Source organism: Ralstonia sp. RRA, from assembly GCF_037023145.1.
Lineage (GTDB): Bacteria > Pseudomonadota > Gammaproteobacteria > Burkholderiales > Burkholderiaceae > Ralstonia.
On sequence record NZ_CP146091.1, the window covers coordinates 3558942 to 3582067 of the forward strand.

At 65.6% G+C, this 23126-nt stretch carries 17 protein-coding genes; 11 read left to right on the top strand and 6 right to left on the bottom strand.

The window, feature by feature from the left end:
* Nucleotides 1-2 precede the first annotated feature (2 nt).
* From kdpB to V6657_RS17135, 6 genes are all read left to right on the top strand, one after another.
* Nucleotides 3-2231 carry a potassium-transporting ATPase subunit KdpB gene (kdpB, locus tag V6657_RS17110; RefSeq protein ID WP_048935739.1) on the top strand — a complete coding sequence of 743 codons (2229 nt, stop codon included), beginning with the start codon at nucleotides 3-5 and terminating at the stop codon, nucleotides 2229-2231.
* A 15-nt stretch (nucleotides 2232-2246) separates the two neighbouring features.
* Nucleotides 2247-2864, top strand: a complete 618-nt coding sequence (kdpC, locus tag V6657_RS17115) for a potassium-transporting ATPase subunit KdpC (protein WP_048935740.1) — start codon at nucleotides 2247-2249, stop codon at nucleotides 2862-2864.
* A 542-nt stretch (nucleotides 2865-3406) separates the two neighbouring features.
* Nucleotides 3407-6250, top strand: coding sequence for a sensor histidine kinase KdpD (locus V6657_RS17120; RefSeq protein ID WP_048935282.1), 2844 nt, complete (start codon nucleotides 3407-3409; stop codon nucleotides 6248-6250).
* Nucleotides 6251-6441: 191 nt separating this feature from the next.
* Nucleotides 6442-7260, top strand: a complete 819-nt coding sequence (locus tag V6657_RS17125; RefSeq protein WP_048935275.1) for a MetQ/NlpA family lipoprotein — start codon at nucleotides 6442-6444, stop codon at nucleotides 7258-7260.
* Between the two features lie 913 nt (nucleotides 7261-8173).
* On the top strand, nucleotides 8174-9388 hold the full coding sequence (locus V6657_RS17130; protein WP_048935281.1) for an EAL domain-containing protein: 1215 nt from the start codon (nucleotides 8174-8176) through the stop codon (nucleotides 9386-9388).
* Nucleotides 9389-9695: 307 nt separating this feature from the next.
* The gene (locus tag V6657_RS17135) at nucleotides 9696-10343 is read left to right on the top strand and encodes a response regulator transcription factor (protein WP_048935274.1); all 648 of its coding nucleotides are present in this window, start codon (nucleotides 9696-9698) and stop codon (nucleotides 10341-10343) included.
* Between the two features lie 10 nt (nucleotides 10344-10353).
* On the opposite strand, the gene V6657_RS17140 is transcribed toward V6657_RS17135, so the two are convergent.
* Nucleotides 10354-11142, bottom strand: coding sequence for an MIP/aquaporin family protein (locus tag V6657_RS17140; RefSeq protein WP_048935280.1), 789 nt, complete (start codon nucleotides 11140-11142; stop codon nucleotides 10354-10356).
* Between the two features lie 132 nt (nucleotides 11143-11274).
* On the bottom strand, nucleotides 11275-12741 hold the full coding sequence (locus V6657_RS17145) for an MFS transporter (protein ID WP_048935273.1): 1467 nt from the start codon (nucleotides 12739-12741) through the stop codon (nucleotides 11275-11277).
* A gap of 124 nt (nucleotides 12742-12865) precedes the next feature.
* Between V6657_RS17145 and V6657_RS17150 the strand changes: the two genes are divergently transcribed.
* Nucleotides 12866-13711: a helix-turn-helix transcriptional regulator gene (locus V6657_RS17150; protein ID WP_048935272.1), complete on the top strand. Its 846-nt coding sequence runs from the start codon at nucleotides 12866-12868 to the stop codon at nucleotides 13709-13711.
* Between the two features lie 4 nt (nucleotides 13712-13715).
* On the opposite strand, the gene V6657_RS17155 is transcribed toward V6657_RS17150, so the two are convergent.
* Together V6657_RS17155 and V6657_RS17160 are read right to left on the bottom strand one after the other, a co-directional pair.
* Nucleotides 13716-14306, bottom strand: coding sequence for a hydrolase (locus V6657_RS17155; RefSeq protein WP_048935271.1), 591 nt, complete (start codon nucleotides 14304-14306; stop codon nucleotides 13716-13718).
* Nucleotides 14307-14328: 22 nt separating this feature from the next.
* Nucleotides 14329-14763, bottom strand: a complete 435-nt coding sequence (locus tag V6657_RS17160) for a PaaI family thioesterase (protein ID WP_048935270.1) — start codon at nucleotides 14761-14763, stop codon at nucleotides 14329-14331.
* Between the two features lie 321 nt (nucleotides 14764-15084).
* On the opposite strand from V6657_RS17160, the gene V6657_RS17165 reads away from it, so the two are divergent.
* Entirely contained in the window at nucleotides 15085-16215 is a 1131-nt protein-coding gene (locus V6657_RS17165; RefSeq protein ID WP_048935269.1) for a porin, read from the top strand.
* A 9-nt stretch (nucleotides 16216-16224) separates the two neighbouring features.
* On the opposite strand, the gene V6657_RS17170 is transcribed toward V6657_RS17165, so the two are convergent.
* Nucleotides 16225-17271, bottom strand: a complete 1047-nt coding sequence (locus V6657_RS17170) for an ABC transporter substrate-binding protein (protein ID WP_048935268.1) — start codon at nucleotides 17269-17271, stop codon at nucleotides 16225-16227.
* Between the two features lie 146 nt (nucleotides 17272-17417).
* Between V6657_RS17170 and V6657_RS17175 the strand changes: the two genes are divergently transcribed.
* Nucleotides 17418-18098 carry a response regulator gene (locus V6657_RS17175; RefSeq protein WP_048935267.1) on the top strand — a complete coding sequence of 227 codons (681 nt, stop codon included), beginning with the start codon at nucleotides 17418-17420 and terminating at the stop codon, nucleotides 18096-18098.
* Nucleotides 18076-19536: a sensor histidine kinase gene (locus V6657_RS17180; protein ID WP_048935266.1), complete on the top strand. Its 1461-nt coding sequence runs from the start codon at nucleotides 18076-18078 to the stop codon at nucleotides 19534-19536. Before V6657_RS17175 ends, V6657_RS17180 begins: the two co-directional genes overlap by 23 nt.
* A 30-nt stretch (nucleotides 19537-19566) precedes the next feature.
* Here the strand turns inward: V6657_RS17180 and V6657_RS17185 are convergent, their stop codons facing one another.
* On the bottom strand, nucleotides 19567-21234 hold the full coding sequence (locus tag V6657_RS17185) for an S-layer protein (RefSeq protein ID WP_048935265.1): 1668 nt from the start codon (nucleotides 21232-21234) through the stop codon (nucleotides 19567-19569).
* Between the two features lie 358 nt (nucleotides 21235-21592).
* Here V6657_RS17185 and V6657_RS17190 point away from each other — a divergent pair, with 358 nt between their 5' ends.
* Nucleotides 21593-23050, top strand: a complete 1458-nt coding sequence (locus V6657_RS17190; RefSeq protein ID WP_048935264.1) for a PLP-dependent aminotransferase family protein — start codon at nucleotides 21593-21595, stop codon at nucleotides 23048-23050.
* Nucleotides 23051-23126: the final 76 nt, after the last annotated feature.

Sequence of the window (23126 nt, forward strand, 5' to 3'; positions counted from 1 at the left end):
TTATGGCTATCCGTTACCCTGATTCCGATCCTGTCGTGCGCACCGTTCAGCACAGGCTGGATGGCGCCGAGGCTGGCGCTACCGGCGGCGCTGCGGCCCGCACTACCACTACGCACCATGGCGGCGGCCATCAGCCGCTGTCGGCCAAGGAGGTGCGCAAGCTGTCGATGTTCTCGATGGCGCTGGTCAAGCCGGCCATCGTTGACAGCTTCCGCAAGCTCTCGCCGCGTGCGCAGGCCAAGAACCCGGTGATGTTTGTCGTCTACATCGGCAGCATTCTCACCACCATCCTCTGGATCATGGCCCTGCGTGGCCAGGCCGAGGCCCCGGCGGGCTTCATCCTCGCCGTGTCGGTGTGGCTGTGGTTCACCGTGCTGTTTGCCAACTTTGCCGAAGCACTGGCCGAGGGCCGCAGCAAGCAGCAGGCCGCATCGCTGCGCGGCATCAAGACCACGGTGCAAGCGAAGGTGTTGTCGGATGCGCGCCGCCGCGACCGCGTGGAAGCCCGCGCCGCCACCGCGCTGCGCCGTGACGACATCGTCCTCATCGAAGCCGGCGACATGGTCCCCGGCGACGGCGAGGTGATCGAAGGCGTGGCCTCGGTGGATGAAAGCGCCATCACGGGCGAATCGGCTCCGGTCATCCGTGAGTCGGGCGGTGACTTCTCGTCGGTGACGGGCGGCACGCGCGTGCTGTCGGACTGGATCGTCGTGCGCATCACCGCTAACCCGGGCGAGAGCTTCCTCGATCGCATGATCTCGATGGTGGAAGGCGCCAAGCGCCAGAAGACCCCCAACGAGCTCGCGCTGACGATCCTGCTGGTGAGCCTGACCATCATCCTGATGCTGGCCACCGTCACGTTGCTGCCGTACTCGCTGTTCTCGGTGGACGCGATGAAGGCTGGCTCGCCGATCACGATTACCGTGCTCGTCGCGCTGCTGGTGTGCCTGATCCCGACGACCATCGGTGGGTTGCTCTCGGCGATTGGCGTGGCGGGCATGAGCCGCATGATGCAGGCCAACGTGATCGCCACCTCGGGCCGCGCGGTGGAAGCCGCGGGTGACGTGGATGTGCTGCTGCTCGACAAGACCGGCACCATCACGCACGGTAACCGTCAGGCTTCGCGCTTCATTCCCGCACCGGGTGTGACGGCCAAGCAGTTGGCCGAAGCGGCATGGCTGTCGTCGCTGGCCGATGAAACGCCGGAAGGCCGCAGCATCGTCACGCTCGCACGCAACCTGGGCGAAGCGTCCATCGATGAAGCCGCACTGGCGAAGACGCAACCCGTGTATGTCGCCTTCTCTGCGCAAACGCGTATGAGCGGCATCAACGTGGGCCAGAACGGTGAGGCGCGCCAGATCCGCAAGGGCGCAGCCGATGCCATCCGCACGCACGTGACGCTGCTGGCCGGCAAGTTTCCGGAAGCCGTGTCCACCGCTGTGGATGATGTGGCGCGCCAAGGCGGCACGCCGCTGGTGGTGTCCGACAACGACCGCGTGCTCGGCGTGGTGGAGCTGAAGGACATCGTGAAGGCCGGTATCCGCGAGCGCTTTGCCGAGCTGCGTCAGATGGGCATCAAGACGGTGATGATCACCGGCGACAACCGCCTGACCGCTGCGTCCATCGCCGCTGAAGCCGGCGTCGATGACTTCATCGCCGAAGCCACGCCCGAGACCAAGCTCGCGCTCATCCGCGAGCAGCAGGCGCAAGGCCGCCTCGTCGCCATGACCGGTGACGGCACCAACGATGCGCCCGCGCTTGCGCAAGCCGACGTGGCCGTCGCGATGAACAGCGGCACGCAGGCCGCCAAAGAGGCCGGCAACATGGTCGACCTGGATTCCAGCCCGACCAAGCTGATTCAGATTGTCGAGATCGGCAAGCAGATGCTGATGACGCGCGGCTCGCTGACCACGTTCTCGATCGCCAACGATGTGGCGAAGTACTTCGCCATCATTCCGGCCGCGTTTGCGACGACGTATCCGCAGCTGGCAGCGCTGAACGTGATGCATCTGGCCACGCCCGCATCGGCCGTGATGAGCGCGGTGATCTTCAACGCGCTGATCATCGTGTTCCTGATTCCGCTGGCACTGAAGGGCGTGAAGTACCGCGCGCTGGGGGCAGCCACGCTGCTGCGCCGCAACCTCTTGATCTACGGCCTGGGCGGTCTGCTGCTGCCCTTCCCGGGCATCAAGATCATCGACATGTTCCTGGCCGCAATGGGCTGGGTGTAAGCAAGGAGTGCATTCATGGCAACCACAACAACGCAACCTGTGCAGCCCGACGTGCCGCAACAAGGTGGGCTGCTGCGCGCGGCGCTGGTGGTCTTCGTTGGCCTGTCGCTGATTACCGGCGTGCTGTATCCGGTGGTGGTGACGGGCATCGGCAAGGGGCTGTTTCCGGCGCAGGCCGGGGGCTCGATCATCGAGCGTCATGGCAAGCCCGTGGGCTCGTCGCTGATCGGGCAGAACTTTGATACGCCGCAGTATTTCTGGGGGCGCATCTCGGCCACCTCGCCCAACCCGTACAACGCGCAGGCTTCGGGCGGTTCCAACCTCGGCCCGAGCAACCCGGCGTTGACGGATGCAGCCAAGGCGCGGATTGCTGCGCTCAAGGAAGCGGACCCGACGAATACGGCGCCGATTCCGGCTGACCTTGTGACAGCTTCGGGTAGCGGCCTGGACCCGCATATCAGCCCGGCTGCTGCTGCGTACCAAGTCGAGCGCGTGGCGAAGGCGCGCAACATGCCGGTCGAGACCGTGAAGAAGGTCGTGGCTGAAAACACCAAGGGGCCGATCCTGGGCCTGTTTGGGGAGCCGACCGTCAATGTGCTGGAGCTCAACCTGGCGCTGGATGATTTGAAGTGAGCGTTTTTTGAGTCGGGTCTTGGTGGTACGTCCCCTATTTCGTGCCCTGCCGGGCCCGACTCACTTTCTTTGTCTTGCCAAAGAAAGTAAGCAAAGAAAGGCGCGCCCGAGATGGCGACACCCCCTTGAATTTTTGTAACCGTGCGGAGACGGGGAAAACTCGCTGCGCTCAGACAGTTCCCCGTCTTTTTTCCGCCCGCTTACAAAAATTCAAGGCGCCATCAAGGGCAAGAACGGCCAAACCGTTGGTTCACAACCGGCAACGCAAGTGAACCAACGGTTTGGTTTTTGTCGTTTGACGTTCCTGCCCTATGCGGCGCCTTGAATTTCTGTTGCAAGGAGGAAAAAGGAAGGGAAACTGTCTGAGCGCAGCGAGTTTTTCCCTTCCCCTCCTTGCGACATAAATTCAAGGAGTCTGTCGCCGCATCGGGCGCGCCTTTCTTTGCTTACTTTCTTTGGCAAGACAAAGAAAGTGAGTCAGCCCCGGCAGGGGATGAAACAGGGGATGGACCACCAAGGCCCAAACCTACAAAATGAACCGCATGACAGCCGACCAGCGCCCTAATCCCGACGCCCTCCTGGCCGAACTCCAATCCAACAAGGAGCACGCCTCCCGCGGCAAGCTGCGCATCTACTTCGGCGCCTCCGCAGGGGTGGGGAAAACCTACGCCATGCTGTCCGCAGCAAAGGCGGCACGTGCACAAGGCATCGACGTCATCATCGGCCTGGTCGAAACCCACGGCCGATCAGAAACCGCCGCGCTGGTCGCCGACCTGGAACACCTCCCCACCCGTCAGATCGAATACAAGGGCCGCGCCCTCCCCGAGTTCGACCTGGACGCCGCGCTGGCCCGCAAGCCCGCCCTCATCCTCGTCGACGAGCTTGCGCACTCCAACGTGGCAGGCTCACGCCACCCCAAGCGCTGGCAAGACATCGAAGACCTGCTCGCTGCCGGCATCGACGTCTGGACCACCGTCAACGTCCAGCACCTCGACAGCCTGAACGAGGCGGTGGGCAGCATCACCGGCATCCGCGTATGGGAAACCGTGCCCGACGCGGTGTTCGACAGCGCCAATGAAGTCATCCTCGTCGACCTGCCCGCCGATGAACTGCTGCGCCGCCTGGCCGAGGGCAAGGTCTACATGCCCGAGCAGGCCCAGCACGCGGCGCGCAATTTCTTCCGCAAGGGCAACCTCATTGCCCTGCGCGAGTTGGCCCTGCGCCGCACCGCCGACCGCGTGGACGACGACGTGCAGGCCTACCGCCGCGCCCGCCGCATCGAAAACGTCTGGCGCACCCGCGAGACCATCGTCGCGTGCCTGGACCCGCAGGGCGACAGCGAACAGGTGATTCGCAGCGCAGCACGCCTGTCTGCGCAGCTCGAATGCGACTGGCACGCCGTGGCCGTGGTGATGCCGCATCTGCGCGCCGCCGACGGCCGTACCGAGCGCCTGCACGCGCTGCTCAAGCTGGCCGAAGATGCGGGTGCGAAGGTGGAGACGCTAGCCGGCACGAACGCGATCGAGGCCATCACGGGCTACATCCGCCGTCACAACATCACCAAGGCGGTGATCGGGCGGCCGCCGGAGAGGCGCTGGCGCTCGCCGCGTGCCGTGGTTGTGGCGCTGCGCCTCGCCATCGGGCTGGAGCGCCGTCTGCCCAGCGGCGACTTTGCCGAGGCGCTCGCGCGGCATTGCCCGGAGGTGGATGTGATTCGCGCGGCGGCTGATCCGGCGCGCATCCAGCTCACGCCCAAGGCGGCGGCGTTCGGGCGTGCGGATGTCCGCACCGAGGTCGAGCGTGCGGCGGATGCCCAACCCGGTTGGTTGACACCGGGTTACCTGGCCGCGGGGGTGTACGTGGGGATTGCCACCGCGCTCTCCAGCCTGGTGCGCCCGGTGTTTGACCTGGCCAACATCGTCATGCTGTTTCTGGCCGCCGTGGTGGCGGTGGCGATGCGCCACGGGCGCGGGCCGGCGGCGCTGGCGTCGGTGCTGTCGGTGGCGTTGTTCGATTTCTTCTTCGTGCCGCCGCGCTGGTCGTTTGCCGTGAGCGACGTGCAATACCTGCTGACCTTCGCCGTGATGCTGGCGGTGGGTTTGCTGGTGGGGCAGCTCACGGCGGGCCTGCGTGAACAGGCTGAAGTTGCCGTGCAACGCGAGGCTGCCGCACGTGCTCTGTATGAGGCGGCACGCGAGCTGTCTGCCGCGCTTACGCTGGACCAGATCGTCAGCATTGGTGGGCGCTTCGTCAACGCAACGTTTGGTGGGCGTTGCGCGTTCTTCTTCGTTGGGCTGGATGGCCGGCTGGGCGCACCGCAGATCGCCAAGCCGGAGGGCGCCGCTGCGGTGTCCGGGGTGTCCAATGCGGCACCCTCGGGCATGCCCAACCTCGACCGCGTGCTGGCCGATTGGACGTATCAGCACGGCCAGCCTGCGGGCACCGGCACCCACACGCTGCCCTCGGGCTCGGTGCTGTATCTGCCGCTGAAGGCGCCGATGGCGATTCGCGGTGTGCTGGCAGTCGAGCCCGAAGCTTTCCAGGTGCTGGCCCAGCCCGACAACCGCCGCCAGATCGACGCCTGCGCCACGCTCATCGCCATCGCCATCGAGCGTGTGCACTACGTGGAGATCGCGCAGGACGCGCTGGTGCGCATTGAATCGGAGCGGCTGCGCAATTCACTGCTGGCGGCGGTGTCGCACGACTTGCGCACGCCGCTGACCGGGCTGGTGGGGATGGCCGAGACGCTCACGCGCCCGCAGCCCAATCAGCCACCACTTTCGCCGCTGCAGGCGGAAGCTGCCGCTGCCATCGGCCAGCAGGCGCAGCGCATGCGCACGATGGTCACCAACCTGCTCGACATGGCCCGCCTGCAGAACCGCGAGGTCAAGCTGCGGCTGGAGTGGCAGTCGATTGAAGAACTGATCGGCGCGGCGCTGCAGGCCATTCCCCTGCCCGATCACCGCGTGGTGGTGGACGACATGGCCGAGCTGCCGCTGGTGCGCTGCGACGGCCCGCTCATGGAGCGCGTGCTGTCCAACCTGTTGGAGAACGCCGGCAAGTTTGCGCCGGCCGGTACCGAGGTGCACATCTCCGCGGCCATCGTGCAAGACGAGAAGCGCGGCCAGGAACTGCGCCTGCAGGTGCGCGACCACGGCCCCGGTGTGCCGGCCGGCGCCGAGCGGATCATCTTCGAGAAGTTCACGCGCGGCGAGAAGGAGTCGGCCACCACCGGCGTTGGCCTGGGCCTGGCCGTATGCGAGGCCATCGTCAGCGCGCACAACGGCCGCATCTGGGTCGAAAAGCCCGCCGATGGCGGCGCGTGCTTCGTCGTCGCCCTGCCCGCCGCCGAGCCGCCGCCCGTCGAGGTGGATGAGACCGAGTAGCCCAGCTGCTGTATCACTGCTCGCCGCAAACCGGCATGGTGCTTGGTTTTGCACCGTTGCCCGGCATATCGACATGCCGAAATTATCGTTCGGCCGTCGGCGTCTCTATGACAGGATCACGTTACACACCGCCCGCTACCCGCGGGCGGCTTTCGTTCACGTATCCACGACAAAATCGACGAGGTTTCTCCATGTCTCTGTTCTCCCGCCTTGCGCGCGTGGCCGTACCGGCCATCGCCTTTGCCGCTGCCGCCACCCTGTCTGCTGCCGCCAACGCCGACACCAAGCAGGTCAAGCTCGGCACCATGAGCGGCCCCGATGCGCAAATCTGGGAAGTCGTGCAGAAGGTCGCCAAAAAGGACGGCCTGGACGTCAAGATCATCGAGTTCAACGACTACGCCCAGCCCAACCCCGCGCTCGACGCCGGTGACCTGGACGCCAACGGCTTCCAGCACCAGCCCTTCCTCGACAGCCAGATCAAGGCGCGCAACTACAAGATCGTCAACGTCGGCCTGACCTACGTGGCACCGATGGGCTTCTACTCGAAGAAAGTGAAGTCGTTTGCCGAGCTCAAGGAGGGCGCCAAGGTCGGTATCCAGAGCGATCCGTCCAACGGCAACCGCGCGCTGCTCCTGCTGCAGAAGGCCGGCGTGATCAAGCTCAAGGCCGGTGCGGGCACGAACGGCAACAACGCCACCCCGCGCGACGTGGTCGAGAACCCGAAGAAGATCAAGCTGATCGAGCTGGATTCGGCCCAACTGCCGCGCTCGCTGGATGACTTGGACGCCGCTTCCATCAACACGGACTACGCGGTCAAGAACAACCTGTCGCCCACCAAGGACGCGATTGCGCTGGAAGACCGCCAAGGCCCGTACGCCAACCTGATCGCCGTGCGTGAGAAAGACAAGAACCAGCCGTGGGTGAAGACGCTGGTGCACGCCTACCAGTCGGAAGAGGTGCGCAAGTTCATCGATACGCAGTTCAAGGGCGCGATCCTGTCGGCGTTTTAATGCTGCCTAAAAAGTAAGCGGATACTTTCGCCAAATCTTCGGAAACTGCGCGCGGCGCGCCACGGGAGTGATGCACTTCCGGGCGCGCCGCCTTGTTTTGTTGCGTTGCGTCATCCCGTTGCCCTTGCAATCGTTTTCGCGAGCGTGGCGCCTTGGCAACGCTTGCTGCATTAAGTAGTTCTACCTTATTGCAACGCAGCAAATCATTCGCTATAGTAGGAACTGTCTCCTCCACCCTCCTTGGTGGATTGTGGCCCGAGCACCTGGTGCTCGGGCTTTTTTCTTTTGCGCGTCCGAGTGCTGTTCCTCGCGGTCGCCTTGCCTCTTGGCCGATTCCGGCTACGCTGTTTTCCTGCCCCCAAACCTCTGGGCGTTGCCTGATCGCAACGAGCACTTTTTTCAATCGCCTGCTTTAAGTCGCCCTTCCAGCCGAAGGGTCGTGTGTCGGACAGCACCATTGAAAGCGTCGCCTGGGTCACGCAAGAGTCTCCAATGTGTGCGTAACCGCGCGCTTTGTGCTTCTAACACCGCGAAACTGCGTCAGTTTTTGTCCTACAAGCGATTCGGCGGCATCCGGACAGTCCGATGGGGACCCCTCCACTAAACTTCACCTTGCTCTCTCTTTAGAGAGCACTCCCCCCCTTTTGAGCCCGCCCCTGTTGCGGGCTTCATTTTTTTAAGGCACGATTTCTGACATCCCGACACCGTCGACACCGGATGTCGGAAGCTCAAAAGGTTGGGGGAATCGCTCAAGGCCCGCGCAGTTGAAAAGCTGCGCGGGCTTTGTTTTTTCTGGCGTCGCCGACTGACAAGGGGCGCGCGCAGTGCTTCAATGACGGCACGCAGCGGATGCAGCACGGCGCAAAACGGGATGCGCCCTCCGCCTCATACCTACAACAAGAAGGACTGGTCGATGGAAGGTTTCGCACAACTCGCCGTGCTGGTGGTGGACGACCACCCCGTGCAACGTGCCGCTGCAAGGCAACTGCTCCACACCCTGGGCGTGCAGCAGATCCTGACCGCTTGCGATGGCCGCGAGGCGCTTTACCTGCTCCAGCTCTGTCATGTCGACCTTGTCCTGTGCGACATCGACATGCCCGGCATGAACGGCCCCCAACTGATGGAGCAACTGCTGCTGCGCGGCGGCAAGGTGTTCCCCCGGCAGGCGCCCGTATGGGCGTGGGTCAGCGCCATGGATGCGCCCATCGTCGAGTCGCACGTGAGCCTGGCCGATGCCATTGGCCTGACCCACACGCATGGCGTGCAGAAGCCGCTGCGCCCCGCACACGTACTGCCGTTGCTGGAAGACGCCGCCGCGCGCGAACGCAATCCCGCGCCCGCCGCGCCGCTTGGCGCGCCGCAGTTTTCCGACGACGAGCTTGCCGCGCTGATCAACGAGACGCCCGAGCAGATCGACGTGGTCTTGCAACCGCAGCACGATCTCGCCAGCGATCAGATTGTCGGCGCCGAGGCGTTGTGCCGGTGGATCCATCCGGTGCATGGGCGCGTGTCGCCTGCCGCATTTGTGCCGCGCCTGGAGGCACTGGGGCTGGCCGATGGCCTGTTTTTCCACGTGCTGGAGCACTGCGTGCGTGTACAGCACGTGCTGGCCGCGCACGCGCATCCGGTGCCGATTGGCGTGAACGCCTCCGCGCAAACGCTCAGCCGTCCGGGCACCATCGAGCGGATCGAATCCATCGTGCGGGAGGCCGGCATTGCACCAGCCTCCATCAGTCTGGAACTCACCGAAGATTCACCGGTGCCGGATGCCGCGCAGCTGACCATCGCGCTCAACCGCCTGCGTCTGCTTGGCCATCCGCTGGCCATCGACGATTTTGGTGTAGGCATTGCCACCCTCAAGCTGCTGGCGGACCTGCCCTTTACCATCCTCAAGGTCGACCGCTCGTTCACGGCCGCCGTCAACCAGACCAGCCAGCGCGGCGTGATCTGCCGCACCATGATCGAGCTGGCGCGCACGCTGCACCTGGAGTGCATTGCCGAAGGGGTGGAAACCGACGCGCAGCGCCAGACCTTGCGCGCGCTGGGGTGTGCGACTGGGCAGGGGTATCTGTGGGCGGCGCCCTTGTCGACCACGGCGTTTCTGGCGCACGTGCAGGCGGCTGCTTGATTGGCGCGTGCTGCTGTCTCGTTCAGTTTCATGCAGCCCTGATTGAAACGGCTTCTGCCCCGAAAGGTTACGGGGCACCCAAAGTAAGAAAAGTCTGATCCCATTGGGTATCGCGCGTGGGTATGGTTACCGGCACTCTTTTGCCGGTCCTCCCCACTCCATGACGGCTCCGATCTCCTCCCTTCTGCTGCGCCCGCAGATCGATTGCTTCTTCTTCGCCGCGCCGCGCCAATGCCGCGCCCTGATCGGCGATGGGCCGCGGTGCCTCCAAGCGCCCGCGCAGCCAGCGCTTACCTGATTGCACGCCATGTCCCCATTCTTATCGATCGTGGCGGCAGACGATCATCCTGTGATCCTGATGGGGCTGACGGCCGCCATCGCGCAGTTCCCGCAGCAGCGCGTCGTTGCGCAGGCGCACGATGGCCATGAGTTGATGCAGGTGCTCGAGCATATCGACTGCGATGTCATCGTCACGGACTACCGCATGAACGGGGACCCGGCATTCGACGGCATGTCGTTGCTTGCACGTCTGCGCAAGCAGCATCCGAAGCGGGCGATCGTGGTCTGCACGATGGTCCACAACCCGGCCCTGTTGCGCAGCATGCGGCAGCTTGGCGTGGCTGCCATCGTGAGCAAGAGCGATGACCTGGTCTATGTCGGCCACGCCATCGCGGCAGCTGCGCGTGGTGTGCACTACTACAGCCCGAGCATCCTGGAAGAGAGTGGTCTCAATCCCAACGTACGCAACGTTTTCGAGGCCCTGAGCGCGCGCGAGCGTGAGGTTGTGCGCCTGTATGCTGGCGGCATGGCCGTGTCGGAGATTGCGCGTAAGCTCGGTTCGAGCGTCAAGACCGTCAGCACCCAGAAGACGGCCGCGCTGCGCAAGCTGGGCTTGGCGCGCGAGACTGACCTTTTTCAGTTCGCCCGCACCAACGGGCTATCTCAGATTCACTGAGCGCCGCGCGTCAGACGGTGCGGCGGCTGGCCGACAGCGGCAGTGGCGGTGTCGATGTCTCGGTGGCGGGCGATGCTTTTGCGGCGCTGGCGCCCATCAGCCAACCAAACAGCGGTGTCGCTACCAGTGCACCGACCAGTTGCGCCAGCATGTAGCCAAGCACATCACCGGGGCGGATGCCTGAGGGGCCGTCGGTCAGCGCGCAGGCCAGGGCCAGCGCCGGGTTGGCCAGCGAAGACGATGCGGTGAACCAATACCCAGCGGCGATGTAGGTGGCGACGACCAGTGGCAACTGCTTCGGCGCATGACGGCCGCAGGCGATGCCCACCCCGATCAACCCGAACGTTGCCAAGGCCTCGCTCCACCGCAGCGCGGGGCCGGTTGCCGCGTGGGTGCCTGCTGACAGCGCCGGCATGCCGTACATCGCATGCGCTGCCATCACGCCGAGCACGGCGCCCAATGCCTGGGCAACCGCATACGCCAGCGCTTCGCGCCAATGCAGGCGCCCCTGCACCAGCGCCGACAGTGTGACCGCCGGGTTCAGGTGTGCACCCGATACCGGCCCGAACGCCGTCAGCAACGCGCACAGCCCTGCCCCACCCGCCAGCGATTGCGCCAGCAGCGTCCATGTGGCATCGCCGCCGGAGAGGCGACTCGCGTGGATGCCCGTGCCAATCACCACGGCGATCAGCAAAGCCGTGCCAAGCCCCTCCGCAACGAGGCGACGGGTCAGGGAGACGGAAGGCGCTGCGGCGGGCGTTGCCGACGATGCGGTGCGAAGCAGAGAAACGGTGGCCATGCGGGAGCGGAATGCGGACGATGCAAAGCGCATCGCGCGGGAGTGTGGAACCCCCACCTGGGCCGATCAATGCACTGCGGCGCGTTTGTGTCGCTCTCCTTGGTATGGAATGCAGTATCGAAAGGCGGGAACTCAGGCCGGGCTTGCCACACCGGCCGCCGCCAGTTGCCGTTGCCGCGCACCCAGCTGCATGAAGCCGGTTGCCGCCGCACCCAGCGCCACCAGCATCGCGATGCATCCGGCCATCGTGCCGTGCGTCATGCCGGTCACGGTGCCATCGGCGGCAAAGGTGAAATACAGCCCACCGATACACGCCACGCCCAGCGCGCCGGCCAGTTGCTGCGCCGTGATCAACAGCCCCGCTGCTGCGCCGGCCTGCGTACGCGGCACGCCGGTCAGGATCAGGCCGATCAGCGGGACGATGACCAGTCCCTGCCCCGCGCCATGCAGGGCCAGGGCGATGCTGATGCGCGTCATGCTGGGCGCGATCGGGTGCGCCCACGTGGTGCCGAAGCCCGACAGCAACACCAGCAGCCCCATTGCCATCAGGCCGAGACCGCCCAGCAGCGACCGGATGCCGTAACGCCGCACCAGCGCATTGGCCACGCGCGACGTGACGAGAAACGCAATGGCCAGCGGCAGAATAACCATGCCCATGCGCAGCGCAGACAGCTGGCGCCCGTTCTGCAGGTACAGCGTCAGCACCAGGAAGAACGCCATCATGCTGATGTAGTGCAGCCCAGACGCCGTCAGGCCCGTCATGAAGGCGCGATGTTGCAGCAGCGCCGGCGGCAGCAACGGCGTGCCACCCGCACGGTCGACGCGCGCCTCGAGCTGCTGGAACGTCGCCATGCCGAGCAGGCCGACGACGAGCAAGACCAGGCTCCACACCGGCCAGTGCAGTTCGCGGCCGAACAGCAGCGGCACGAGCACGGCCGCCACGCTGATGGCCATCCACGCTACGCCGGCCTTGTCGAGGTGGACCTCGGCGGCGGCCGCTGTCGGGCGTGGAATCCAGCGCCAGCCCAGCACCGCCGCCACCAACCCCACCGGCAGGTTGATCAGGAACGCGGCACGCCAGCCCAGCCCGGCGATGTCTGCACTGGTGAGCGCGCCACCCACCAGCAACCCGGCCGCGCCGCCGGTGCCCATCACCAGTCCGAAGATCGACAGCGCACGGTCGCGTTCGGCGCCGGTAAAGAGCGCCTGCACGCTTGCCAGCACCTGCGGCACCATCATCGCGGCAGAGAGGCCCTGCGCAAAGCGCCACGCAATGAGCGCTGCCGCACTGCCCGCCAGCCCGCAGCCGGCCGAGGTGGCGGTAAAGGCGATGAGGCCCAGCAGGAACACGCGACGGCGGCCGAACAGATCGCCCAGGCGGCCGCCCGTGATGAGCAGAATCGCATAGCCGAGCTGGTACACCGCCAGCACGGCTTCCAGTTGCGCGGGCGTGGCATGCAGGCTCGTGCGGATGCTCGGGATCGCCACATTGGCGATGAACGCATCGACGATGAACATGAATTGCGCAGTCACCATCACACCGAAGGCGAGCCAACGGCGGGGTTCTGATGCGGGAGAAACAGAGGAAGCGTGGGTCACGATCGGCTCCGGAAAGAGGGATGGACGCAGCGTAGGCGCCGGTGCCGATTCGATTCAGAGCTAGGATTAACCTAGGATTGCGCTGTCCCTCCCATCGATACGTGCCGTCGTATGTAATGTCGCCATGGACGATTTCACTGCTGATCTGGCTCCCCTCCCCGCCGCGCCCCGTAGCGAGCTGGGCGAGTTCCTGCGCAGCCGCCGCAGTCACCTGCGCCCGCAGGATGTGGGGCTGCCCGAGGGCACCGGGCGCCGCCGTACCGCCGGGCTGCGCCGGGAGGAAGTTGCGCAGCTCGCCAATATCAGCATCGACTGGTATGTGCGTATCGAGCAGGGGCGCGACGTGCGGCCTTCGGTGGCGACCATCGAGGCGATCGGCCGGGCGCTGAGGCTGTCGCCGGATGAGCGTGCGCACATGCGTGGGCTGGCGCGCGCGGAAGCGGCCTTCACGGGGCCCGGGGTTGGGACGGTCGGGCACGCACAGGCGGAAGCGGTGCCCGATGTCTTGCGCCGGGCCGTTGCCGGCATGGTCCTGCCCGCCCACGTGCGCAGCTACCGCACCGAGCTGCTGTGCTGGAACGACGCGACCACGCAGCTCTTCATGGATTTCGGCACGATGCCGCAGGAAGATCGCAACTCGCTGGTCTATATGTTCCTGTACGCCAACGCGCGCGAGCGCTTTGTCGAATGGGAGAACGAGGCGCGCCGCATGCTGGCGAAGTTCCGGGCGGTGTACGACCCGCATGCGGACGACCCCGTGCTCGTGGCGCTGGTCGACCGCCTGCGCACCGAGAGCCGTGAGTTTGATACCTGGTGGCGCCAGCACGAGGTGCGTGCCCAGCGTGCGGAGCACAAGCTGATCCGCACGCCTGACGGCAAGATCGTCCGCTACGACTACATCGGCTTGCCGGTGATGGAAGACCCGCGGCTGCGGGTGGTGCTGTACGTGCCGGTGGAGGACGGCGCCTGAACGCTCAGGCCGTCAGCGCCGCGAGGATGGTTTCGGTGCTGCGTACACGGCCCAGGCGCGGGAAGACGTTCTCCACAGAAGAGCGATGCAGCGCGGCATCGTTCGAGCTCATCGCATCTTCGGCCAGCACCAGCGCATAGCCGTGCTCCCATGCGGCGCGCGCCGTTGATTCGACTCCCACATGCGTTGAAATGCCGCCCAGCACGATGGTGGTGATGCCGCGTCGGCGCAGTTGCAGGTCCAGCTCGGTGCCGTAGAACGCGCCCCACTGCCGTTTGGTGATCTGGATGTCGGTGGGTGCCACTTCCAGCTCGGCGGGTTGCTCCCACCATTGCGGCGGCAGGCCGCCGGGCACGGTGGGTGCCGGGCGGTCGACGGGTTGGCGCGGTGCATCTGCGTAGTCCGGCGCCCAGCCCACACGCACCAGCACCACGGGCGCGCCCAGTTCGCGAAAGCGCTTGGCCAGACGGGCTGAGGCTCCCAATACCTGCTCGGGCGAGTGCGGCCCCTGCGCAAACGGCAGGATGCCGCGTTGCAGGTCGATCAGCACCAGCGCGGTGGTTTTGGCAGACAGGGTTTGCAGCGGTTCAGACATCAAGTGCTCCGGATGAATCGAGTTACGGACGGCGAATGACACACGTTGCCGTGGCATGCGCCAGCAGCGTGCCGTCCTGCGTCTTGAGCGTGCCTTCCGACACGCCGATCGTGCGCGAGACATGCAGCACGCGGCCAACAGCCACCAGCGGCGTATCCACGGGCACCGCCTTCACCATCTTCACGTTCAGGTCGACCGTGCCATAGCCGACGCCGGCTTCGAGCATGGAGTGCACGGCGCAACCCGTCACCGAATCGAGCACCGTGGCTGCAAAGCCGCCGTGCACGCCACCCAGCGGATTGAGGTGGCGCTTGTCAGCCTGCGCACCGAAATGCACGACGCCGGGTTCGATGGCGTCCATCGACATCGGGATGGTTTCGCTGATGGACGCGCGCGGCAGCTCACCGCGCGACATGGCCTGCAGCAATTGCAGGCCGGTCATTTGGGACGGATGCATGGGGAGAGTCTGTTGGGGTTGGGTTGGAGCAACGCCACACTCTACCGCGTACCGGGTTTCCACGACTGCAATGGGTTGCAACGGGCCACGCAACAACGCGCTCGGCCAGCCGGCATGTTCTGCTGGGCAGTACGAGCGGCATTCCAATGCGGGCAGACCCTAGCGTTGCATCGGTGCCGACGCGAAAGGCTCCAGAAAGGTGGCCCCCTCTACGCTCGCCCAGCGATTGCATCGGGCAGCCTGACCATCTGCTCGCTGCGCGTCATCCGAAGCCGGCATCACGACCGGGCACCCAATTACCCACAAAGGAAGGAGACTTCAATGTCCCGTATCAAGTTCGCCCTGGCGGCGACTGCGGCCGCCGCGGCCACCCTGGCTGCCACCGGCGCCCACGCCCAAGCGTCGAACGTGACGCTCTATGGCCTGATCGATACCACCATCAGCACCGTCAACAACACCAACGCAGCCGGCGCGCGTACCACCGGCTTCCAGGTGCCCTGGTTCTCGGGCAGCCGCTGGGGCCTGACCGGCAAGGAAGACCTGGGCGGCGGCACGTCGGCCATCTTCAAGCTGGAATCCGAATTTGAAACGCCCACCGGCAACATGGACACCCCGGGCGTGCTGTTCAACCGCGACGCCTGGGTGGGCTTCTCGAGCGAATCGCTGGGCAAGCTGACCTTCGGCCGCCAGAACGCGATTGCGCGCGATGTGTCGGGCATCTACGGCGACCCGTACACCAGCGCCAGCGTCACGCTGGACGAAGGCGGCTACACCAACGTCAACAACTTCAAGCAACTGATCTTCTACGCAGGCAGCGCCACGGGCACGCGCCTGAACAACGGCGTGGTGTGGAAGAAGCTGTGGGATGGCCGCTTCTTCACGGGCCTGGCCTATCAGTTTGGCGGCGTGCCGGGCCAGTTCTCGCAAGGCACCACCGAGTCGCTCGCCCTGGGCTACAACGGTGACAACTTCCACCTGGCAGGCTTCGCGCAGCAAGCCAAGGTCAACGGCTTTACCGATCGCTCGTACTCGATCGGCGGCAACGTGATCATCGACATCTTCCGCATCAACGCGGGCTACTTCCACTACACCGGCGAGCAGCCGGCCGCGATTGGCAACCGCAGCGACAACGCCTACACCGTGTCGCTGAAGATCGCTCCGCAAGGTGCCTTCGATTACGAAATCGGCTATCAGATCATGAAGGCCAACAACGCCGCCTTCAGCTCGGGCGGCAACACGCTCAACGCCTATGCCGATGTGACTGGCGCCACGGCTTCGGGCAGCGGCCGCAAGAGCACGCTGTACGGTTCGGTCTTCTATCACGTGTCCAAGCGCACGGAGTTCTACGTGGCGGCTGACTACATGAAGCTGAAGGATCAGTACATCGTGGGCTCGACCAACGGCCACAACAGCCAGACTGAGTTTGGCCTGGGTATGCGCACCCGCTTCTAATCGAAGCGTTCAGCGCTCGCGCACCTGATCGACAAACTTGTTGGTATAGGTGCGCGAGAGATCGATGTGCTTGTCGCGCGCGTTGGCATTGCTGGCGGCAAGGACGCGCAGGACGGTGGGTGGGCCGTCGTCCGGCATGCGTCCGTCGGCGCTGAAGGTGGGCAAGGCGGCGGCAAGCGTTTTGACGTAGAGCTCAGGATGTTCGCGGCGGAATTCAGCCGGCATGCGCGCGGCAATGTCCTCCGCGTTGTGCGTGTGCATGTAGCGCAAGGTCCGCACGAAAGCGCGGGCCAGTTTGGTGGCCAGTTCCGGATGCGCTTCAAGCCATTCGGTCTGCAGGTACAGGCACGCCGCCGGGTACGGGCCGCCCAGCGCGGCACGCGTGCCTTCGAGCGTGCGCAGATCGAGCAGCACGCGGGCCTCGCCGTTGCGCACCAGACGCGAGACGGTCGGGTCGGTGGTCATGCCGGCATCGATACGGCCGCTGCGCAGCGCTTTGACGAAGCTGTGTTCCGCGCCGACCGGCAGCATGGTGTAGTCCCCCGCAGACAGGCCCTGCTGCGCCATCAGGTAGCGCGTAAGAAAGCTGGTGGACGAACCCAGGCCCGTCACGCCCAACGTGCGGCCGCGCAGATCGCGCATCGATTCCACCGTGGCGGGCAGCCGCGTGGAAACCACCTCCGCCTCGCCCGGCACCTGGCTGAAGATCACAATGGCGCGCACCTCCTTGCCCTTGGCCTGCAGGTCGATCGTGTGATCATAGAAGCCGACCACGCCTTGCGCGAAGCCGGTCAGCAGTTCGCTCTCGGCATCCACGCCGGCGGGCTGCGAGAGCAGTTCCACCTCCAGCCCTTCATCGCGGAAGTAGCCCAGGCGTTGTGCCAATGTGGCGGGCAGGTAGATCATCTTGGCGGTGCCGCTGACCATGATGGTCAGGCGCGTGGGGTCTTGCGCCAAGGCGTGCGTAGCCGCCAGCGCGAGGCAGGCAGCGAGCAACGGCGTGATCCAGCCCCGGGGGCCGCGTGTGCGGGCACCCCTGCAGGTAAAAACACCCATTGAGTTGTCTCCGGCTCTTTTGTAGATATCGTATCGCGCTATCCGGATTTGGTGAGTGACGCATCCGGCGCGCGTAGGCAGCCGTCACCATTCTAGGAAGCGGCAACCCACAAATCGCTTTCATTTTCCGGACGCGTCGCCTTCGTATGAAGCTGCTCCTGATCGAAGACAACGCCCCGCTGGCGCACTGGCTGTCCGAAGCCCTGCGTCGCGCGCACTTTACGGTGGACCACGCCGCGGATGGTGAATCCGCCGACACACTGTTGCTCACGCAACACTACGACGTGGTGCTGCTTGACCTGCAGTTGCCGACATTGTCGGGGCAAGGTGTATTGCAACGTTTGCGCGGTCGCCGCAACGCTGTGCCGGTGCTGATCCTGACCGCCAGCGGCGGCATTGACGACAAGGTTGCCTGCCTGGGCGCCGGTGCAGACGACTACCTCGTCAAGCCGTTTGAGATCCGCGAGCTGATCGCGCGCATCCAGGTGTTGGTGCGGCGCAGCACGCCCGATCAATCCGTCGAGCTGCATTGTGGTGACCTGACCTACCACACGGGCAGCCGTACCTTTGCGCTGGCCGGCCAGCCTCTGGTGCTACCCGCGCGCGAGCACACCGTGCTGGAAATCCTCATGCTCAAGCTCGGGCGCACGGTGTCCAAACCGGCGCTGGTCAATGGTGTGTTTGGCCTGGACGACGAAGCCAGCCCCGAAGCCATCGAAATCTACATCCACCGCCTGCGCAAGAAGCTGGAGCATTCCGCCGCCACCATCGTCACGCTGCGCGGCCTCGGTTACCTGCTGCGCGATGCTTCAGCCCAACCCTCCTGAGCAACCCGCGGTACGGGCGGCAGCACCGTCCACCTCACGCGCGCGTAGCCTGCGCGCGCGGCTGGTGCTGTGGCTGGCATTGCCGCTGGTCGTCTACGTAGCGGCCGATGCCTGGCTGGACCTGGCGGCCGCACGCCACAACGCCGATCTCGTGCACTACCACGCGCTCGATACCGCCGCGCAGATGATCAGCGGCCAGATCGAATGGGACGAAGGCCGCCTGCGCGTGTCGGTGCCGCCGGCTGCGTTGGCGGTGTTCGCCGCGCCCGAGACCCCCGTGCGTGACCAGATTGCCTATCAGGTCAGCACCGAGCATGGCCGCCTGCTGGCGGGGCGGCTGGATTTCGGCACGCGCCCTGCCTTTGATGCCGCGGGCTTGGCCGATACCGGCACCTACACCGATACGCTGGAAGGCCAGCCCGTGCACGTGGCCGCCGTGGTGCGCACCATGTACGACGCCGGACGCACGGAGCGCGTTGTCACGCGCGTGGCGCAAACCACGAACGGCCGCGACGCAATGATCCGGCAGTTGTGGTGGCCCGCCACCTTGCGCCAGTTGGCGCTCGTGGGGCTGGCGCTGGCGATGATCCTGATCGGCCTGACGCTGGAGTTGCGGCCGATTCTGCGGTTGGCCGGCAACGTGTCGGCGCGCGCGCCCACCGATCTGGCACCGCTCGATCCCGAGGGCCTGCAGCGCGAACTGCAGCCGATTGCCGGTGCGTTCAATCAGTACCTGCAGCGCATTGCCGACAACGCGCTCACGCAGAAGCGCTTCATTGCCGATGCCGCACACCAGATGCGCACGCCGCTGGCGATTCTCGACACGCAGATGCAGGTGGCCGCGCAAACCAACGCCGACGGTGCACTGCACGAGGTGCTGAAGGCCGCGCGCACCAGCACGCGCAATCTGGCCGATCTCATCAACGATCTGCTGTTGCTCTCGCAGGCCGAAGCCTCGGCCGCCACCAGCGAAACGGTCGAACTCCTGCAGGTGGCGCGCACCGTGCTCGAAGACCTCGCATTGCTGGCGGATGGTCGCCGCATCGATCTGGGAATGGAGTCGGCAGAACAGCCGGTCTGGACCTTGGGCAACCGCACGCTGGTTGCAGCCCTGCTGTTCAACCTGGTGGACAACGCCGTGCGCTACACGCAGGAAGGCGGCCACGTCACCGTGCAGGTGTCGGCCGACTACGGCTGGGCCATGCTGACCGTGACCGACAACGGGCCCGGCATTCCGCCCGAGGCGTACGCACGCGTGTTCGAGCGCTTCACGCGCTTGGGCAACACGCAGACCCAGGGCAGCGGCCTGGGCCTGGCGATCGTGCGGCAGATCGTCGATCGCATGGGTGGGCAGATTGCGCTGGCGCCCGGGCCGGGTGGCGCGGGGCTGGCGGTGACGGTGTGGCTGCGGCGGGCCGGGGCGCCGGCCGCCGCTTGAGTTGCTGCCGTTGCTGCCTCGACACCGGCCTTACTGCACCGACACGAACACCGGGTTCGAGTAGAACCACAGATCGTTGTAGTTGCGGTCATTGATGGCGTTGAAGCGCGCCACGTTTTCCGTCACCACCGTCTTCTGGTCAGGCAGCGGGTTGCCGTTGCTGGTCTCGCCCGACACGTTCATGCCGAGGTTGGTGCCGCGCAGGCGGAAGTACTGGTTCTTGGTGGCCGTGGTGGTGTACGTGACGCTGTTGTAGCCGTCGGCATCGACCTTCCAGTCCGCCTTGGTGAAGGTGGCAACGACCTTGGTGGAGTCGTTGGTGGCCTTCGCATACGCGGGCGTGCCGGGGGCGGCCTTGGGGCCAACGTCACCGGCGATCAGGTCAACGTGGTCGACCACCGGGCGCATGTTGGCCTTGAAGCCGCTGCCCAGCGGGTACTCGTAGTTGTTGTGATCGGGGCTCTTGAAGCGGATGGTGATCGTCACCTTGTCGCCGGCCTTTGCGGTGAGCATGCCGCCCATGTCAGCCGAGGCGGTGGCGTTGTCGGCGTGGAAATCCAGCGCGTTGATGAGATCGCCAAACACGCCGAACGACTTGCCCGAGCGCATGGCGCCCAGCAGTGTCTTCAGGTCGGTGCTGGTGCCCGGCAGCCAAATGTAGGTCTTGGCGTATTCGCCGGGGTAGTAGCCGCTGCTGAACTGCTGCGTGGCGTCTACCTGGAAGTGGTGGTCGGAATCTGCAAAGTTCCAGACGCGGCGGCCTTCGCCCAGCAGGGCATCCCAGACGCCACCGACTTGCGCGACCACGTAGTCGACACCCCCGTAGGTGCGGTTGGGCAGGTTGGCGTCGATGTAGGCGCTGTTGTAGCCGCCGCGATCGGGCTCCATCTGGTTGCCGACCATGCCCTCGATGCCGAACATGATGTCGGGTGCGGTGTCGTTGAACTGGCGGAAGTCCGCCACCGTGTACTTGCCCGGGTTGCGCGACGGGTGGTTGATCAGGCCGTAGCTGGTGTTCGGGTAGTTCGTCTTGAGCCAGTTGAAGGCGTTCACCACATCGGCGTGCGTGCTGCCGGCGCGCGGGCCTTCCTGCTGCCATGCCGCCACATCGTTCGGGTTGAACAGCGAGGCGGCCTGCTGCGTGAAGAAGTACTCGAACTTGTTCAGGCCCTTGGCAGACGTCTGCAGCTTGTCGGTGCCCTCGAAGATGCCGACGTTCAAGTGGTCGTGCGTCGGCATGTCCCACTCGGTGGCCGAGAAGATCAGCTTGCCCGTGTACTTGCCGGCGGCTTGTGCCTGCGCAATGGCCGGCATCTCGTACTGCGCGATACCCGCCGATGCGGCAATCGAACCGCCCGGCAGCGTGGCGCCCGTGGCATCGCGCGGCGACGGGCGCAGGTGGTTCGACACCGCCATCCAGTCCAGGCTGTTGAGGTTGAATGCGTGGTCGAGCACGGTCGCCAGCGGCGTGACGGCATCGACCGATTCGGCTGTGTGCACGTGCAGGTCGCCCGTCGTCCACACGCCTTGCGGCTTGGCGGGCGGGGTCGGTGTGGTTGGGTTGGTGGGCGTCGGGTTGGCCGGTGCGGTGTCGGGGCCGGCAGTCTGGGTGTCGTCGCTGCCGCCGCACGCGTACAGGCCGAGGGACAGGCACACAGGCACAGCAATCGCGAGCAGCGTCTTCTTGGTTGAGAGCATCGTGGTTTCCAGTCGAGGTGATGAGGTCGGGCAAATGCTTCCGGCCACCCATGCGGTGTGGGTAGCTCGTGTACAGCTGAAACGTTTGCGCGGCCGAATCTTGGTGATAGACGATGACGCTCAGGTGAATTCGGCGCAGGCGGTTGGCGCTTTTCTTAGAAAGCGCTGAGTTGCGCTGGTGGGCGGGTTGCGCGCGGGGAGGTGTTCTGGCGGGTAGAACCGCCTCGCCTCCGCAAGGCAATGCACGGCCGCTCTGCATGTCAGTAGGCTTCGACAGCGTTGATGTCCTACGGGGCGATTGCGCCAGTCTTTAGCGGCTTTCGTAGAATGGCGCAGCCCAACGCTTCCTGCGTCCACGATGGATGTCCATTTGACGATCCACGGCCGGCATGACCTTGCCGGCCAGCTCTACCGCCAGTTGCGCACCGCCATCCTCGACGGCCGCCTTGCGCCTGGCGAGCGGCTGCCTTCCACGCGCGATCTCGCGCTGCAGATTGGCGTGTCGCGCAAGACCACGCTCGATGTATTCGAGCGCCTCATTGCCGAGGGCTACCTGCGTTCACGCGCCGGTTCCGGCACGTTTGTCGCCGAGGCAACGCAGGGGCTGGCAGGGCGTACGCCGCAGCGGTCGTCAGCCGAGCAGATTGCCGCACCGGCACCGACCGCACGTACTTTCGCCACGCTGTGGAACGACGTGCCCGACGTGCTGCCCATGCCGCGCCCGAGCATCGTCTACGACTTCGTGGGTGGCGTGACCGAGAAGCGCCTGTTCCCGTTCGACAAGTGGCGCAGCTGCGTGGCGCATGGGCTGCGTCTGCAGGCACGCGGGCGCGGCGCATATCACGACCCGGCCGGTGACCAGACGCTGCGCCTGGCGATCTCGCGCTACCTCGCTTTCAGCCGCGCCGTGGTCTGTGCGTGGGGCGATGTCGTTGTCACGCAGGGCGCGCAGCAGGCCATCGATCTGATTGCCCGCGTGCTGGTGCGACCGGGCGACACGGTGGCCATTGAAGACCCGGGCTATCCACCCGCGCGCATTGCGCTGCAAGCGCTGGGCGCCAACGTGGTGCCCGTGCCGGTGGACGCCGAGGGCCTGGTGGTGGACGCGTTGCCACCGCAGGCCAAGCTCGTCTACGTCACGCCGTCGCACCAGTTTCCGCTGGGCATGCCTATGAGCCTCGCGCGCCGTGCGCAACTGCTCGATTGGGCGCAGCGCCACGACGCGCTCATCCTGGAAGACGACTACGACAGCGAGTTCCGCTTCGACGGCCGGCCGATGGAATCGCTCAAGAGCCTGGACGCGACCGGCAGCGTGGCCTACGTGGGCACGTTCTCCAAGACGATCTTTCCGGAGCTGCGCATCGGCTATGTGGTGCCGCCGGCTTCACTGCTGACGCCGCTGCGGCGCGCCAAGCAGGTGGCCGACTGGCATAGCGAATCGCTCATGCAGGCCGCGCTTGCCAAGTTCATGCTCGACGGCGATTTCGGCAAATACCTGCGCCGTATGCACAAGGAATATGCCGCGCGGCGCGATGCCCTGCTGCGGCACCTGCGCGGGCCGTTGGCGCCGTGGATGACACCGTTGCCGTCGGCAGCAGGTATTCACATGGCGGCGCAGTTGCGCGCGCCGTTGCAGGAGCCTGCCGTGCTGAAACTGGCCGAAAGCGTGGGCGTGGGCCTGTACGGCACGACCAAGATGCACGCCGCGCGGCCGCCGCCGCCCGGGCTGCTGATTGGCTACGGCGATGTGAACGTGGCGGAGATCGACGCCGGCCTGGCCCGGCTGGCACAGGTACTCGGCAAACTGGCTACCTGAAACTCGCCGAGAGTGGTGCTTTTGCCGGGCCACTCGAACCCCTAATCTGGCGCCTGTCACCCCGTACCGGAGCCCG